This is a genomic window from Janthinobacterium sp. HH104 (assembly GCF_001758715.1).
GTDB lineage: Bacteria > Pseudomonadota > Gammaproteobacteria > Burkholderiales > Burkholderiaceae_D > Janthinobacterium > Janthinobacterium aestuarii.
This window is the reverse complement of the sequence record NZ_LRIB01000057.1, coordinates 1-15,384: the sequence shown is the minus strand read 5'-3', so window position 1 is coordinate 15,384 and position 15,384 is coordinate 1. Positions and strand designations below refer to the sequence as shown.

20 protein-coding genes are annotated in these 15,384 nt (G+C 57.9%); 4 read left to right on the top strand and 16 right to left on the bottom strand.

Annotation, left to right across the window (positions count from 1 at the left end; genetic code table 11):
* From JAB6_RS26090 to JAB6_RS26060, 7 genes are all read right to left on the bottom strand, one after another.
* A partial coding sequence (locus tag JAB6_RS26090; protein WP_139143506.1) for a replication endonuclease occupies positions 1-887 on the bottom strand: 887 nt, incomplete at its 3' end.
* Complete coding sequence (locus JAB6_RS29820; protein ID WP_070305606.1) at positions 877-1,230, bottom strand: hypothetical protein; 354 nt, start codon at positions 1,228-1,230, stop codon at positions 877-879. The genes JAB6_RS29820 and JAB6_RS26090, both read right to left, overlap by 11 nt.
* Positions 1,231-1,331: 101 nt before the next feature.
* The gene (locus tag JAB6_RS26080; protein ID WP_070305604.1) at positions 1,332-1,733 is read right to left on the bottom strand and encodes a hypothetical protein; all 402 of its coding nucleotides are present in this window, start codon (positions 1,731-1,733) and stop codon (positions 1,332-1,334) included.
* A gap of 120 nt (positions 1,734-1,853) precedes the next feature.
* Positions 1,854-2,117, bottom strand: a complete 264-nt coding sequence (locus JAB6_RS26075) for an ogr/Delta-like zinc finger family protein (protein ID WP_046682346.1) — start codon at positions 2,115-2,117, stop codon at positions 1,854-1,856.
* Positions 2,114-2,302, bottom strand: a complete 189-nt coding sequence (locus JAB6_RS26070) for a hypothetical protein (RefSeq protein ID WP_070305603.1) — start codon at positions 2,300-2,302, stop codon at positions 2,114-2,116. Before JAB6_RS26070 ends, JAB6_RS26075 begins: the two co-directional genes overlap by 4 nt.
* Positions 2,303-2,339: 37 nt before the next feature.
* Positions 2,340-2,543 (bottom strand): hypothetical protein, encoded by a 204-nt coding sequence (locus JAB6_RS26065; protein ID WP_035820909.1) that lies wholly within the window; start codon positions 2,541-2,543, stop codon positions 2,340-2,342.
* Between the two features lie 10 nt (positions 2,544-2,553).
* Positions 2,554-2,757, bottom strand: coding sequence for a ribbon-helix-helix protein, CopG family (locus tag JAB6_RS26060; RefSeq protein ID WP_070305601.1), 204 nt, complete (start codon positions 2,755-2,757; stop codon positions 2,554-2,556).
* Between the two features lie 82 nt (positions 2,758-2,839).
* Between JAB6_RS26060 and JAB6_RS26055 the strand changes: the two genes are divergently transcribed.
* Together JAB6_RS26055 and JAB6_RS26050 are read left to right on the top strand one after the other, a co-directional pair.
* Positions 2,840-3,283, top strand: a complete 444-nt coding sequence (locus JAB6_RS26055; RefSeq protein WP_070305599.1) for a helix-turn-helix domain-containing protein — start codon at positions 2,840-2,842, stop codon at positions 3,281-3,283.
* 254 nt (positions 3,284-3,537) lie between these two features.
* Positions 3,538-4,032, top strand: coding sequence for a hypothetical protein (locus tag JAB6_RS26050; protein ID WP_083293036.1), 495 nt, complete (start codon positions 3,538-3,540; stop codon positions 4,030-4,032).
* A 491-nt stretch (positions 4,033-4,523) separates the two neighbouring features.
* Here JAB6_RS26050 and JAB6_RS26045 read toward each other — a convergent pair whose 3' ends face one another.
* Complete coding sequence (locus JAB6_RS26045; RefSeq protein WP_070246640.1) at positions 4,524-4,976, bottom strand: VOC family protein; 453 nt, start codon at positions 4,974-4,976, stop codon at positions 4,524-4,526.
* Between the two features lie 182 nt (positions 4,977-5,158).
* On the opposite strand from JAB6_RS26045, the gene JAB6_RS26040 reads away from it, so the two are divergent.
* Entirely contained in the window at positions 5,159-5,422 is a 264-nt protein-coding gene (locus JAB6_RS26040; protein WP_139143505.1) for a hypothetical protein, read from the top strand.
* A gap of 144 nt (positions 5,423-5,566) precedes the next feature.
* On the opposite strand, the gene JAB6_RS28670 is transcribed toward JAB6_RS26040, so the two are convergent.
* Positions 5,567-6,229: a response regulator transcription factor gene (locus JAB6_RS28670; protein WP_083293040.1), complete on the bottom strand. Its 663-nt coding sequence runs from the start codon at positions 6,227-6,229 to the stop codon at positions 5,567-5,569.
* A gap of 261 nt (positions 6,230-6,490) precedes the next feature.
* On the opposite strand from JAB6_RS28670, the gene JAB6_RS26035 reads away from it, so the two are divergent.
* Positions 6,491-8,284 carry a hypothetical protein gene (locus JAB6_RS26035; protein WP_254671807.1) on the top strand — a complete coding sequence of 598 codons (1,794 nt, stop codon included), beginning with the start codon at positions 6,491-6,493 and terminating at the stop codon, positions 8,282-8,284.
* Between the two features lie 51 nt (positions 8,285-8,335).
* Here JAB6_RS26035 and JAB6_RS26030 read toward each other — a convergent pair whose 3' ends face one another.
* From JAB6_RS26030 to JAB6_RS26005, 7 genes are all read right to left on the bottom strand, one after another.
* Positions 8,336-9,607, bottom strand: coding sequence for a contractile injection system protein, VgrG/Pvc8 family (locus tag JAB6_RS26030; RefSeq protein ID WP_070305593.1), 1,272 nt, complete (start codon positions 9,605-9,607; stop codon positions 8,336-8,338).
* A complete protein-coding gene (locus JAB6_RS26025; RefSeq protein WP_070305591.1) occupies positions 9,604-10,212 on the bottom strand; it encodes a phage tail protein in 609 nt (202 codons plus the stop codon). Before JAB6_RS26025 ends, JAB6_RS26030 begins: the two co-directional genes overlap by 4 nt.
* A 15-nt stretch (positions 10,213-10,227) precedes the next feature.
* Entirely contained in the window at positions 10,228-13,239 is a 3,012-nt protein-coding gene (locus tag JAB6_RS26020) for a phage tail protein (RefSeq protein ID WP_139143504.1), read from the bottom strand.
* Positions 13,240-13,314: 75 nt separating this feature from the next.
* Positions 13,315-13,428 carry a GpE family phage tail protein gene (locus JAB6_RS28665; RefSeq protein WP_071650284.1) on the bottom strand — a complete coding sequence of 38 codons (114 nt, stop codon included), beginning with the start codon at positions 13,426-13,428 and terminating at the stop codon, positions 13,315-13,317.
* A gap of 8 nt (positions 13,429-13,436) precedes the next feature.
* Positions 13,437-13,745: a phage tail assembly protein gene (locus JAB6_RS26015; protein ID WP_046682354.1), complete on the bottom strand. Its 309-nt coding sequence runs from the start codon at positions 13,743-13,745 to the stop codon at positions 13,437-13,439.
* A gap of 38 nt (positions 13,746-13,783) precedes the next feature.
* Positions 13,784-14,293, bottom strand: coding sequence for a phage major tail tube protein (locus JAB6_RS26010; protein ID WP_070305587.1), 510 nt, complete (start codon positions 14,291-14,293; stop codon positions 13,784-13,786).
* Between the two features lie 50 nt (positions 14,294-14,343).
* Positions 14,344-15,384, bottom strand: a 1,041-nt coding sequence (locus tag JAB6_RS26005) for a phage tail sheath subtilisin-like domain-containing protein (RefSeq protein ID WP_070305585.1), incomplete at its 5' end; no start/stop codon positions are given.

Sequence of the window (15,384 nt, the reverse complement as noted above, 5' to 3'; positions counted from 1 at the left end):
AGGCCGATGCCACGGCGCGCCAGGGCAGAGCGGCACAGCGATGTCATCTTGCCCAGGTAGGCATTTGCCTCGCGCGGCGTTGAACCGTCGAACTTGTCGTTTGGTTTGCCGCTGTGCTGCATGGCGTGGAAGCGCGATGGGCACGTCCAGGTGATGAAGATTCCCTGGTCGCCGCACTCGCGGGCGATCTGTTCAAAGCCGTTGATGCGCAACATCAGCTCGCCGCGCCGGATGGCTTTATTCGCAGTCGTTTTCTCGGCCAGCTCGGCAATGCTGAATTGCTGGCCGCTCTCGTTTTGCACCAGCGTTGCGGCCAGCGCTGCCGCGTTGCGGCGGTTCTGCGCCAGGCGCGACAACACGGCGTCGTTGCTGGCGTAGGGTTCGCCGCGATAGTTCACATAGCCCAGGCGGATATTGCCCGCTTCAAAGGCGCGCTTGACGCGCTTGCGCAACTGGCGGCGCCACCAGCGGGCGTCCACCAGGCGGGCGATGGTGTCGGCCAGCGTGTCGAACTCGGGCAGCTCGATGCCATACGAGGCGCATTCGTCTTCCATGATCTGCAGGGCGTGCGTGTCGGACACGGCCATCCACAGCATTTTGGTCACGCCGTCTGCCGCGCGCTCGGCGGTGGTCACGATGTCGGCGTCGCTTTGCGACAGGTCAACACCGGCCGGCACGTACTGCTCGGCGAACTCGCGCACAAAGCTGGTGGCGACGGATTCATAGACTTTGTACCAGGACGACCAAGCCATTTTTGCCATGGCGGCCGTGATGACGCGGTTGCGCCACTTGTAGGGAATGCGGGCCAGCTCGGGCGCGAACTGCGCGGAGCGCAAGAAGGCTTCGTGGCGTTGCGGGGCAGGCAGCAGGATTTGTTTAGATTGCATTCAACAGTCTTTCGTACACACGGATAGCGGCAGAGGTGGCGGCGCGCAGCTCGATGCGCTCTTCCTCGGTAAATGAATGGATGGGCGATTCCCAGCGGTCGGCGTCCATGCCGGCGGCGATCAGCACGGAACGGCGGGCACCACGCGGCGACAATCCCCAGGCTTGGGCCATGAAGGGCGCCAGGTTGCGCGGCTTGATGCTGCGTAGCTGGGCCTTGGCTTCGGCGATGGCGGCCAGCGCATGCCCGGCGCGTGGTGGCGTCGGCATGTCCTTGTCGCGCGCGGCCAGAATTTCGGCGGCAGGCTGGAAGGACAGGTGGTTGTCGATAAGGGACGCCGGCATGGTTCAGTCCTTGATGGCGCCGATGGCCCGCAGCACGTCAGGGGTAATGATGATCAGGAGCGACAGCAACCAGATGCCGCAGGTTTTGGCCAGGCGCAGCATTAGCGTGCCCCTGGCTTGAGAAAGTGTTCTGCCCAGTACGGGAGCGTGTGCGATGCGCCGCAGCAGTGCCGGGAACCCGCTTCAGTGGCGAAAAGGTAGTTCACCTCGATGGACAGCTTGCCGACCAGGGCGCGTTGCTTGGCTGGCGCGAAAAAGCCGTCACGCTCCAGCGCCTGCGCATCGCTGACGATGAAGGTCAGATTGGCGGCACCGTAGGCGTGATAGGTCTTGGCAATCTCATGGATGTGGGCGCTCAGCGCCGCGATACCGATGCCTGCGCTGGCTTGCAGCAGAAAACACGTTGGCGCCACGGGGACAATACAATTTTGCAAGGTCGGGCGAATCGTGCTTGATGCCATGGATTTGTCGGCATGACGGGTGGCGTGCAGCGTGTTTTCCATCGGTTTTCCTTATTTCAGGTTGAACGAATCCCGCACGCTCAAAAGGGAGCGCAGCAGGGCACAGCAAAAGAGGGAAGTTACGGCGGCCGGGTTACGGCGGCGCGAGGATCGGGATAGTCATCAGCAGCCCGCCGTCAGGTCCAGGGCCAGCTGACTGGTGGCCGCCGCGCGCGCATGCTGGGACATTGGGATGCGAATGTCCGGCTTGGGCATGGCGGACAGCGAGAGGGTGCGCAGCACTTCCAGGCCTGCCACGAAGGAGTGCCCGCAGTCGGGGTTCTGGCACATGTAGGTGATTTCCTTGAACATCGCGGACATCGTGCGGCTTTTGACGGCGCGGACGGTGTATTCGCAATGCGGGCAGGGCAGGCCGATGACTCTCATTTCAGCGTTCTTTCCACTTGGTACAGGGCGCGACCGCGACCTGTCATGTTTTTTGATTGCTTGCGTAAGCGCGACTTGACGAGCCATTCAGCCGCCTGATCGATACTTGCCAGCCCCTGGCGTTGGCGCACGAGTTCCAGCACCGCGCGCTCTTCGTCATTGAGGTTAATTTGATGGTCTGGCATTTTCTGTAACTTTAGAGTTGCTCGAAAGTGACTCGGTTTAAACGCTGCGACGCTGTACGCTGTCGATAGTGGCGTCATCCAAGGCGATCACGGCCAAGGCCTCACGCATCACGATCTGGCGTACCAGCACCGCAAGCTCTTCGCCCTGGTAGTTGGCGATCGAGGAAACAAGCTGGTGCTCGTAATCGTCCAGGCGCAGCATGACGCGGTGGCTGCGGATACGTTTTGCATCGGGGTACATGACGTTGTCCTTAGTGAATGGATTTGGAAGCGAGTTCACGCTTGTAATCGGCGAGGCCGCGCAGGATCAGGAAACGTAGAAACCAGGCACGGGAGCGCTCAAGTTTCTCTGCGTAGCCTTCGACTTCGTCTACCTCATCAGACGTCAGACGAACGCCAAGAGGCTTAGTCGTGACGCCCTTGGTAGTGCGCCTCGCTATGGATACGTTTTTCATAATGTTATGATCTGTAATCGCTATGGTATGGCATAACTATAGCTCTCAAATGAGAGCATTGTAAAGAAGAATTTGCGCACAAATGAGATCAATTGGTGAAATACTAAAAGAAGAGCGTCAACGGCTGGGCATGAATCAAGAAGATTTTGCTGCCGTCGGCGGGCTGAAGCGACGCGCACAAACGCTGTATGAGCAAGACGAGCGTGCCCCGGATGCGCTTTACTTACGAGCGTTGGCTGGGATCGGGGTCGATGTCCACTACATACTTACGGGTGAGAGAATGCAATCAGCAGTTACCTCGGATGAGCGAGAATTGCTGGATGGCTATCGAAGTATGGACGGTCGCGGGAAGGCAGGCGTACTTGGGATGATTGGCGGCATGCGCTCGCCAACGCCCTCAGCATCCCAAGCAGGGAATGCCCCACACGTTGAAACCCACGGCAAGATTGGGCAAAATTTCGTGGGGAATATCATTGGGCCGCAGACTTTTAATGTGGCCGGCAGCGGACGAAAAAAGGAAAAATAGTCTGCAACTGATTCATCTTCTTATGCTTATTGTAATTGCTGCTTGTTTTGTCTGCATACTACGCATACCGATCTGATGCGTGAAGGTGTCATAAAGTCAACGTTTGAGCAACTTCGGCTGGATTCGTCCAGTTGCGGACATTGGCTTTAAGGTCATTCCCTATCAGCCTGATTAAAGTTGCAGATAGCCTTCAATGACTTCATTCTCATCAACTACAATAGAGTGATTAATTATTAACTTCGCGAGGTAATCAAGTGAAATCCTGTCTACGGTTTCTGTCAGCGCTAAGCCTTATATTCACCACTACTGGGTATGCACAAGACCGCTACCGTGACGATCGCGGTGAGGATATTCAACTCGTTTGCTACGGCGGCGCCGAAAAGCCGACAGCGGAGGTCCGTTCCGGGTTTGAGTGGGACGCGCAACAGCACAAGTATGTCCCCAAGCAAAGTGTAGAGAGCGGCAAGTCTGACTTTCAGGCCACAATCAATATCTCCATCCACGGCGACCGCGCCGAGATTCAATTACCCCAAAGTCTGATTCCACCGCTGCACGGCGAGAGCAACAACGGCTGGTGGTCTATCAACGACCTGATCGTGGGGCACGACGAAATTCGCGGCCAGTTTCGCCTGAACGGGCTTAACCAGCCTCGCCTATCCATCAACCGACGCAGCGGCTCCATCACGATCGACGGCATGATCAAGTTCAACGGCCGCTGCGATGCGGATGATGGCCATCGCCGTTTTTGAGTCCTCGTCGACACAGCACTTTGCATGTTCGATGGCGGGTGCAGGTCTGCCATTCGGACACGATCTCAGCCTTGGGGTCTAGACTCACAGCAAACTGTGATGTACTAATTGTTAATACGGCACGACTGACTATGCTGCGCATGCGTATTGGCGCCGAGCTTACGCAGCGACTTCAGCTTGCGGATTCGCATAGCTGGTCCTGTGTCGGAATGGCAGACCTGACCCTCAAGCGCGAGGTACTGAGCCGTCCTACGAGGATGTCGAGAAATGGATAGCAGTGCGGGAGAAGTTCTACTTTGCGCAAGAAAGGTTCGAAAAGTTATTATGGCAGGCGTTGGGGCGTTGAGCCGCTTTCGGCCAAAACCGGTCGCTCAAGTAATCACCCATTAAAACCTCACACCGATGATGCACCGCCCAGCTGATGCCGAAGTTATTCTCCGTCTTACGTCTACCAGATAGCAACCAAGATAAAGTATTCACTGACAGGCAGTTCACTCCGGATGTTGCATAAGTTCTATGGTGTGGCCGTCAGGTCCTCGGGTGTAGACCATGATTGTTCCGCTAGGCGCAGTTTGCGGTTCGCCGGTTGCCGTCCATCCATAAGGGGCCATGCGATTTAGCATTGCGCGAAGATCGGTCACGGCAAACGTCAAATGAGCCGAACCGACGTCGCATGGACGTTGTTTCAAAACCACGCGGTCTTCCGGCGAATCGTACTCAATCAGCTCAACTCTATATCCATCGGGACCCTCAAGGAGAGCGTTTCTTAAATAAGCCCCCGACACCCCGACCACTTGTTCCATCGCGTGCCCACCGCCAAGCTCTTTGCGGTACACGAGTTGAAAGCCGAGGACCTCAGTCCAGAAATCAAGTACGCCATTGATCGACGCGACAGTCAGCCCAGTGTGCTCGGTGCGCAATACGGTAGAGGTTTGGTCGTTCATAGGTGCATCCTGTTAACAGTCGAGGCCGCAGATTTATGCGAGAGTTAAGAATCCAGTCTGGATTTCCCCCATTACTTTAACAGATGACCGTTATGGGGCGGAACCTGGCAACGACGGCAACCGGCCAAGAGCGTATGGCCCTTTGCACAAAATGCATCTGTATTGATGATGGGATCATTGAAATGCACCATAAAATTCGAATTGCAGCCGCTGGAAACACGCTTGCTCCTGCGTTGGGAGTCTTGCAAAAGCTTGGCTATGCGGTAACTCGCGACAAGACGGCTGAACAACAATATCAAGCGGAAGATGACACTTGTATTTTTGTCGCTGATGATCCATTGACCCTGCTGGGGCTAGTAAAGATTTACGAAGAACGTGGGGCTGACTGGCAGCCGAGTGACGAAGAAGTGCAGCGCTTGCTTTTGCTCGACGAATGTGAGGAATAACGGCCGAGTTCGGCCAAAAGCGGACTGTCGGAGAGGGACGGTAGTGTCGGCAACCTCGCTCCAATTAAGGTCGATGGTCATGGGCGGGGCGTCGATGTGGATACGTTCTTCGATATGCATAAATGAGAGAATCTCCGTGTACTTTTATGAAAGTAATCGGACCTTGTATCCGACGCCGCGAAGCGTCTCGATAAATTTGCTACCAAATTTTTTACGTAGTTGATAAATATGTGCATCCACCGTGTTGCTTTGCACTTCAGTATCCCAACAGTACAATTTCTCCTCGATCTGTCGTTTGCTCACTACGCAACCAGGTTCGTCCAGCAAAGCTCGCAACACTGAGAATTGACGGCGTGGTAACTTAACTAAATGCCCACGGAAGGTAATTTCATGGCTGGTCAAGTTGAGGGTCAACGATCCATGGGTAATTGTTGAACTGGTTCGGCTACTGCCTCGTCGTAGTAATGCGCGTATGCGAGCTTCGAGTTCGTCGAGGTCAAATGGTTTGACTAAATATCCATCCGCTCCAGCGTCCAGTGCTTCAATGCGGGCCGACTTAGTATGATGGCCGGATATGATCATGACTGGCAAATTCTGACCGCTTAGCCGCGTGGCATGTAAAATCTCCATGCCAGTCTTTCCGGGCAGGCCTAGGTCAAGCACCAGGAGATCATAGGCGCAGATCTGTAGGGCTAGCTCCGCATGACTGCCATCTCGCAACCAATCAACTGCGTAACATTCGTCATGCAGATGATCCTTAATCATATCGCCTATCAGCGGATCATCCTCTATCAACAATAAACGCACCTCAGTTCCCTTCGCATCGGCCAAAATATAACAGCTAGTATTTCAGGATACACTGTAGCTGGTTCGTTGTATAAATACAAATAAGCCTGCTCATGACTAAGGCAACTAGCGGCCAAGAGCAGTCATCCACTAACTACGTATTTAGGGCGATTAATAATTGATATTGCGACATCCATAGATGGCCCTGTTGATCTGCCAGCTCGCGCAAACCATCCTGTCGAAGGCCACGCGAAGGCTACTAATTAATCCCAGCATGCTGCCATGAATAAAGGAAATTCGACCATGAGTGAAGAGTGGATTCTTCAGACTAAAGAAACCCGCAGGGTATTTTCGAACGCGGCGTGGGTCCCTTTGCGAGCGTCAGTTGAGAGTAAGAAAGACGATGTAAAAGCGGCAGGCCATGTCAGTGAGTATTTCGGCTGTGGCTCCGTTGCATTCCCGCCAGAGCATCGCCAACTGGTGGAAAAACGTCTGGGATGGAGGGACCTAGGCATTGGGCACACGGTCCTGCCTTGTGCATATGAAGATGGATATTATGCGTCCATCGACCAATATCAATACAATGATAAAGAGCCAATAGGCGTCAATCTCGTTTATGAGCATCCACAACCAGTTGTCGGTGGCAAAAAATGGATACTGAGCCCTGATTTAGTAATAGCGCTGAATCTGATTAAAGAGGGGAGCAACTGGATCAGACCTGAAGAAAATTTCGTTATAGTAGCGCGCGAGACATTCAGTGGGGATGGCGAATGTAGTCAGATAGAAATAAAAAGAGAATTTTTACTTGACTATCTAGCTGCCAGAAACCTGTCGCTCCGCATTGCATACTACCGACAGAGAGTAGAAAACGTTCCTGTGTTCGAGGACAGCGCATATTCAAATTTGCAGCCTTACAATGAGGAAAGAGATAATGGAAAATTCAGCCTAATTGTTCGCAAGCTTGATGATGTATTTGGTGGAACGTGGGCAATGTTTCGAGCCTGGCGAACCGACGTAGATGAGGACGAAGACGCTCCTGTGTTGGGTCCTGAGAATGACTCGAACACTGACCATGAAAGTTCAAAGGGGCATCGGGGCGGCTATACAGGTGTACGGGTAGAAGGGGAGTTTTGGCGTGAGGAATGGATAGACCACCAATCAAAAAGCCTTCGCGTTCGCGGAGATCCAGATCCGAATCTTCCGCAATTCATCGTGGACACCGATGGAACGCGAATGAAATCAAAAGAGCTTGATAACGAGGATATAGGCCGCTGGCTATGGTTTCGGGCCAGCGTTGTAAATGAGCTTCTGAATAGCCGAGGATTTAAGTTGGAATGGTACACGGCTGAAACTGGAGCTATTAAATCCACGTCAGGACTAAAAACGCATTTCGGGATAAACAGTTCTGACCTTATCACTGTATATGCTTATGATATTGCACGACTTGCCTCATGGGAGCAGCATGTCTGGGCAGGGCATAATGTAGCTCCTGAAGGAAAAGTTTCAAGTGAGCTGCTCGAAGCGCAGGTGAAGGTAAAACCAGCATCCACATATGCTGTTGAAGAAATGTTTTTTGGAAGCATGAGGCTTTTGGAAGACGGCTTCAGGCATAAATATGAAATATCTCTATTCACCCATGACATTGATGACTCCGAGGCAGGGCAGCAAATATCCAGATTTGCTAGCAAAGACAGGGCGTCCCTACTCAGGTTAGCCAAGGACATCATTCGCGTATTCTCGGACAGACTCAATATAGCTGACCTACGCAAACTTTCTACACACAAAGAGAGAGCCAAGCTTGGCTCAAACAAATTACTCCAGAGTATTTTGGCTGAAAAAATTGGAGACGACAGAGCCAGGCGTGTATTTGCTGAAATTGCCGGTGTTTATGATATGCGAGTGGGAGATGCACACCCTACCGGCTCAAAGGTCACAGATGCGATCAAGCTCGCGGGCGTCGATGAAGAAGACTCCCCATTGCGGCAAGGAGAGCAACTCATCCACAACGTTGGGCGATCGATTTGGCACACAGGGAAACTCCTGTTCGGCGAGACTGCTGACCCGGATGAGTATTAATGACTGCTTTGGGGCGAGAGCAGCCGTTGAACGGATGTAAACGGCGCGCGTTCAAGCTGTTTCTGCGCCGGCGGCTGTTTGTGTAGGCATCCACGGTTCCTCGCTGTTTTCGCGGATGATGTCCCGCACTTCTTCGATATGCTTCCACGCGTGCAGTGCCGCACGCTTGGCGGCCTGCTTGCTCTTGTAAAGATGCTCCAGCGTCTTGAGTGTACCAGTCGTCCCGGCCTGCTCCTGCCCCGCTTTTTTCTTCTTTGCCGCCACATCCTTCCACTTGGCCACCACGCCCGTGATGCCGTCGTCCGGGTCTTTCTCGTCCTCTCGCTCGGCCTCGATCGCTTCCGTTTTCGTTTCAAACTCCACCCGCGTGGTAAAGCCGTTGCCGCCCAGGTTGTGCGTGACCTTGACCGATAGCCACTCGGTGGCGTCGATCTCGGGCTTGAATCCTTGCACTGTCACGGGCGATTGTGGGAACACGGCCGGGTTGCCCAGGGCCAGGCTCATTTCAAAGGTGGCCAGGCCGCGCAGGATGCGCTGCCATTCGGCGACGGCGGCCGCGCGCGCGTCGGCCTCGCTGGCGAAGGTGGTGCGCAGGCGCTTGCTGTTGCCGGGCACGCCGGCCACCACGCTGCGGCGGCGCGCGTAGCGCTCGTCGTGCCAGAAGGCGCGCACGCCCGTGTAGGCGTCGCTCTCGGCGCTGTGGTAGCGGTGGCCGTCACCCAGGGCGCGCGTGATGGGGATGACGGGCAGCGCCTTGCCGCTGGCCGTGCGGCTCTGGTTGATGGGGATGAAGAGCAATGTGTCATTTTTGACGGTGGCCACCGCGTCGTATTTCTTGCCCAGCCGGCGCAAGAAGGCCGCATCGCTTTCGTGGGTCTGGTCGATATGCTCGATGGCCGTGTCGCGCAGGCGCGCCGACACGCCCGACGCCAGCTCGTTGCGAAAGGCGATGGCCTCGATGATGGCGCCCAGAGTGGTCTTGTGAAAGCTATGTTCCTGCTGCTGTTTAAACGTGTCGATCAGGTTGGCAGACCTGGCGCGCAGGGTGATGGTGTCGGGCGCGCCGCTGTGCTCCACCTCGTCCACCGTGAACTTGCCCATGTCGACCAGGCCGGACGACTGCCAGCCCAGCGCCAGGGCGATCTGCGCGCCGCGCGGCGGCAGGGCCAGTTTACTGTCGCTGTCGTCCAGGGAAATATCGAGCTGGTCGCTCTCGTCGCCACGGCACAGCGTCAACGTCAGATTAATCAGCCGCGGCGAGACGGTGGCCGTCAAATCCTTGTCCTCGATGCTGACCTTGAAGGCGGGGATATGCTCGCTCATTTGAACTTGTCCGCCGCGCTGCCGATGGCGCCGCTGATGCTGCCGCCGATCTTGTCTTTCATCTCGCTGACCACGCCACCGTATTTCGATGTGATGCCGCCAACTACATTGCCCACCACGCTGCCCACGGCATTCTTGGCCGCGCCGACGATGCTGCTGGTCATGCCGTCGATGCTGAGCATGTTTTTCAGGTCGCCGATGTCACCAAGGCCGACCATGGCCAGCACGCCGTCGTCATCGCGCTTGAGCGCAATCGAGAACTCGACGCGGCGCGCGCCGCCGCTGCCGTCCAGGATGGTGCGCCCCTCGGTCATGCTGGTGATGCGGTAGGAGCCGAGAATACGCCCCGTGCCCTGGATCAGAATCCACGACTTGCCCGTGTCGGCCATCATGCGCAGCGCATCGAGCGAATACAGGGAGCCGGTCAGTTCCGTCGCCACCCAGCCCGACAGGGTAATCGTGTCGTCGCCGGGCCCCACGTACTGGTGCGCGTCGCGCAGGCCCACGCGAGCCGTGCTGGCGTGCTTCCATTCCGTTTGCCGCTGCAGCTCGTGATAGGCCAAGGTCGGCAGGCTGAACACGAACATTCCTAAAATCATCATCATGGTGGTGTTTCTTTCTTAATCGTGGTCGCGCAAGGACGAGCGGATGCGCGCCGCCTTTTCGCGGTCGCGCTGATCGAGCGCCGCGCTCACCGCGCGGGCGATGGCCTGGGGATCGGTGCCGGCCTGTACGTTGAAAGTGATTTCGATCTTGTCGCCCTGAATCGTCATGCCGGCGCCGAACCCGCCCACGGGCAGCGGCGCGCGCGTGTCGAAGGCGCTGGCGGGCACGGCCGTGGCCGTGCCGATGGCGATGCCGGCGCCCAGCTGTGTCAGGCGCTGCGCCAGGCCCGATACCTTCGCAATGGGCGCGCCCTCGCTGCGGTCCAGGCCCACGGCCAAGCCTTGCATGGTGTAGTCGCCGAGCTGGGCAAACACGCGGCTCGGACTGTGGATGCCCAGCTTTTCCTTGAACCAGGCAATGGTGCTGGAACCGGCATTGCTGATGGCGTCCTTGACGGCGCCCATCGAGCCGGTAATGCCGTTGACCAGGCCGCGCAGGATGTTGGCGCCGAACTCCGTGAACTGGGCCGGCAGCTTGATGCCGAACCAGCTCATGACGCCCGCGAACGCCTGATAAAACACGCCGACCGGTGACCAGTTGATAATCAGGGCGCTGATGCTGCCCATGCCGCCGGCGCAGACGGTGCGAAGGCGCGACCAGATATCGCCGAAGAAGGCGAAAATGGGCGCCCAGGACGCGGTGATGCGCTGCAGGATGCTGGCGCCGAAGTCGGTGAATTTGGCGGGCAGCGCGATGCCGAACCAGCCAAGCATGCCCGCGAAGGCGCGATAGAACAGGGCGAGCGGCGTCCAGTTGGCGATCAGGGCGCCGACGCCACCGATGCCGCCGGCAAAGGCGGTATTGATCTGCGACCAGATGCCGGCAAAGAAGCCGGCCAGCGGCGCCAGTCCCTTGGCGAGGCGGCCCCGGATGTCGGCGGCAAAGTCGGTGAACCTGGCAGGCAGTGCGATACCGAACCAGCCCAGCACGCCCGCGAAGGCGCGATAGAACAGGCCCAACGGCGACCAGTTGGCGATCAGGCTATTGATGCCGGTAAAGCCGCCGGAAAATGCCGCCTTGACGTCCGACCACAGGCCGCCAAAGAAAGCCTTGATCGGCTCCCAGTATTTGTAGATCAGGAAGGCGGCGCCGGCAATGACCGCGATGGCAATGCCAATCGGGTTGAGCATCAGGGCACGACCCAGCCACAGCACGGCGCGGCCCGCCCACATGAAGGCGCCACCCAGGCCGCGCAAAATGGGCGTGAGCACGCCGCCCGTCACGCCCATTTTGGCAAACATGACGTGCAGCATGGCATACGGGCCGATCAGGGCGGCGATGCCGAGCATCAGCGGGCCGAGCACCAGCAGCAGGCCGGCCAGCACGGCAAAGGCGGTAATCATGCCCTTGGCCACTGTCGGGTTGCGCTCCATGAAGCCATTCAGGCGCTGCACGGCGCTGATGGCCATTTCCAGCCCCTGCGCATACAGGGGCAGGATTTTCTCGCCCATGGTGAGCTTGAGGTTGGCTAGTTTTGACTGCGCTTCCAGTTCCTTGCCGGCGGCCGAGTCGCGGCCCAGTTTTTCCAGTCGTCCGATATCGGCGGCGCCACGGTTGAGCTTTTCGTTCTTGTGGATTTGCCCGCGCTGTAAATACATCTGCGAATATAGGTTCGACGCGGTGCGGTTGGAAAAGATGCTGCCGATGGCGTCGAGCACCTGGTTTTTGTCTTTGATGCCTTTCTTGGCCAGTTGCGGCAACAGCACCTTTTCCAGCCATTCGAACTGGTTTTCGCGGAACAGCTCGGCGCCCAGCAGCGCGCCGGGATTGAGAAAGGAAAGCTGTCCCGCTTTATCATGCGTGACCTTGCTTTTGTCGCCAATCAAGCCAAATTCTTCCAGTTTCTTGGCCGAGCGCTTCGTCGTGCGGCCCTGATACAAGTTCTGGTAGGCGCTCATCAGGGACGTGCCGACGCGGTTGCCGCTCATTTCCTGCACCAGCGGCTCCATCTGGTAGTAGAAGGCGTCATCTTTCAAGCCCTTGGCCGCGATGCCGCCCGTCTTGATCATGTTCAGCCATTCATTCGGGCCGACGCGCCCGCCCGTGGCGGTAATCACCTGCTGCACGATATTGGCCTGGGCTTCAAACTTTTCCTTGCTCTCCAGGCCGCCGCGCAGCTCGATGACCTTGAGCATGTCCATGAACTTGCGTTCGTTGTCGGCGCCTTCGGCCTCGCCAAAGAAGGCGTGATTGGCAAACTTCATCTTGGCCAGGGTAGGGGCGACCATTTCCGCGTGGTGCACGTCGGCAAAGGCGCTCATGCCGTCGCGCATGAGCTGCAGGTTGTCGAGCTGGCTGGTGCCGTAGGTCTTCATGTTGCGCGCGAAGGCGACTGCTTCGGCTGACACCTTGTCGCCCAGGCCCAGCGCGTTGACCCTGCCCACTTCCGTTTGATAGTGCTTGGCCTCGTTCAGCCCCTTGACGACCGGCGCGCCGATGACGGCGCCTGTGGCGGTGGCGCCAGCGCCGGCCATGGCCAGGTTGCCCGCCTTGTTGCGCAGCTGGCCGGCATGCTGCGTGGCGTTGGTGACCCGCTGCTGCTTGGCGGCGGACGCGGCCAGGCGCTTTTGTTGCGAGGCCAGTTCAACGTTTGTCAGCTGGATACTGTTTTTTAGCCATTCTTGGGCCTTGCCCAACTGGCGCGTGTCGATGCCGGCGTCTTTCAGGCTGGTGCGCAGGACGCGGAATTGCTGGCTTTGTTCGCGGCTTTTCAGCGTCAAGGCCTGCGTGACTTTGACTGCCGCGTTAAATTCGCGCGTCAGGGCGCGCGTGGGCGTCGTGGTCTGCTTCATTTTCGCAGCAAGATCATTCAGTTTATCCTGCGCTTCCTTGAGCTTGGTGCGCGTCGCATTGATCCCGCTATGCAGTTCGCGGAATTTCCCCAGGTTTCTCTGCTGGGTATTCAGCTCGCGCAAGCGGTCGCTGGTCGCCTTCAAGGCCTTCGCCGTCTCGCTGGACCCGCCCATGATTTTTTTCAGCGGGCCGGTGATTTTGTCCAGCGCTGCAAACACTACCTGTAACCTCAAATCCCGACCAGCCATCTATTCCGCTCCGCTTCGCTGCCGGGCGCGTTCGCGCCAGGCCATCAGTTCATCAATCGTAAAGCCGTCCATTGCCGCCGGCGTCCAGTGGAAGACGCCGGCAATGTCGGCCATGGCGTCTTCTACTTCGCCGGGGATACCGAAAGGCGATCGGCTTTGCTCGCCAAAAAACCGGCAACCTCGGCGCCCACGGCCAACAAGTCGGCCGGGTCCATGTTGGCGATGTCGTGCGCGGTCAGGGTCGGCTCGGTGATGCGCGGCAGCACGATCTGCAGGGCCGACACATTCAGGTTGGCCAGCTCGATGAGGGAAATGCCGCGCAGGGCGCCCGCCTTGGGTTTGCGCACGGTCAGCGAGGTGATGAAGGTGTCGCCGCGTTTAATCGGGTCGTCCAGTTCGATGACGGCTTGGTTTTGGGTATCGTTGTGCATGCTGTGTTCCTTGTGGTGGTGTGATTAAAAAAAGGGGATTACAGGCCGATGGCCTTGCGAATAGCAGCATTGGTGTCGCCGCCGCCGAAGTTCTCGGTGCCGCTCATGAAGTCCAGTTCGATGACGGTGGCGCCGTCGATCATCAGCTTGTAATAGCTGCAAGCCATCGTGTATTTATGGGTGGTGTCGTCGCCCATCTTGGCCGCGCCCATATCGATTTCCTTGTAGCGGCCGCGCACGACGACCTCGACGGCGGCGACCGTGCCGTCATCGTCGTTCTGGTAGGCGCCGGCAAAGCGCAGTTGTACGGCGCCGTGCGTGTGCGCGCCGTACTGTTTCAGGGCTTCGGCGATCAGGCCGCCAGCGCTCCATTCCAGCGACAGCGCCTCGTTGCCGAAGTCGACTGACACGGGGCCGCTCATGCCGCCAGCGCGGTACTCTTCCATCTTGCGGCTCAGTTTCGGTAAGGTGACTTCGGGCACCATACCCATGAACAGAACACCGTTTTGAAATACATTGAATTGCTTGAGTTTGTGGGGCATGCCCATAGTGTTCTCCAGTGGTCAGTTGCACCCGCACGCGGCGGGCACGGGGATGGTTAAGCCGCGATGCGCGAGGCAAAGTCGGCCAGGTAGCGGTCGGTAATGCGCTGCTGGAATTTCAGGTTTTCCAGCGGCGGCACGGGCGTGTAGTCGTAATCGATGGCCAGCTTGCCGTCTTTCAGCGCCGTCTTGTCGTTGTATTGCTCGTCATACCAAGCATGGCCGTCGATGATGTAGCCCTGCAGTTTCAAGTCGCGGAACTTGGCGTTGATGCTTTCCAGCAGATCGCGCACCAGGGACGGATGCAGCGGCACGTCGACATAGGCGAAGTGCGCCTCGGCAATGGTGTCGGCCAGCACTTGCGCCGTGCGCGTGTAGCTCTCAAAGTAGAAGAAGCCGCCCGGTTCCTCGCAGGTACGCGAACCCCAAAAGCGGTAACCGCCCATGTTAATCAGGGTGGTCACTTCCTTGGCGTTGAGCACACCGGCATCGGTGGCCGGGTCTTGCAGGTCGAAAAACACGTCCTTGCTGATGCCGGTCGGGCCGTTGACGACCACATTCGACAAAGTCTTGTGCCAGCCCGTTTCTTCGTCGATCTTAGCGCGCAGGCCCATGGCGTAGGCCACGGCGGAAATGCTGGCCTCCTCGTCGGCGGCCGTATTCCAGTTCACGAAGTCCGGCCAGATGATCATGACTTCGCGCTGGCCGAACTGGCCACGATAGGCGGTGGCCGCCGTGACGGTGGCGCAGCCATAGGCGGATGCATACACGAAGCCGCGCAGGCGCTGCGCCACGCTGGCCAGGGCGTTGGTGACGGCCTGGGTGTCCAAGCCCGGCGCGCCCAGGATGCGCGGTTTCACGCCCAGTTTGCTTTGCGCGGCCAGCAGCGCCTTGGCGCCCAGGTACTTGCCGTCCGGCGAGACACCGCCCACGGCATTGGTGGTCGTTTCCGCTTCCGTTTCGCCTTCTGCCACGCGCACCACGACCGTCAGGGGCTTGGTCTGTGCGGCAATCGCTTCAAGCGCGCGGTACAAGGTGCCGGTCTTGCCGGCCTTGCCCATGGCGGCCAGCACGTTGGTGACGAGCACGGGCGTGTC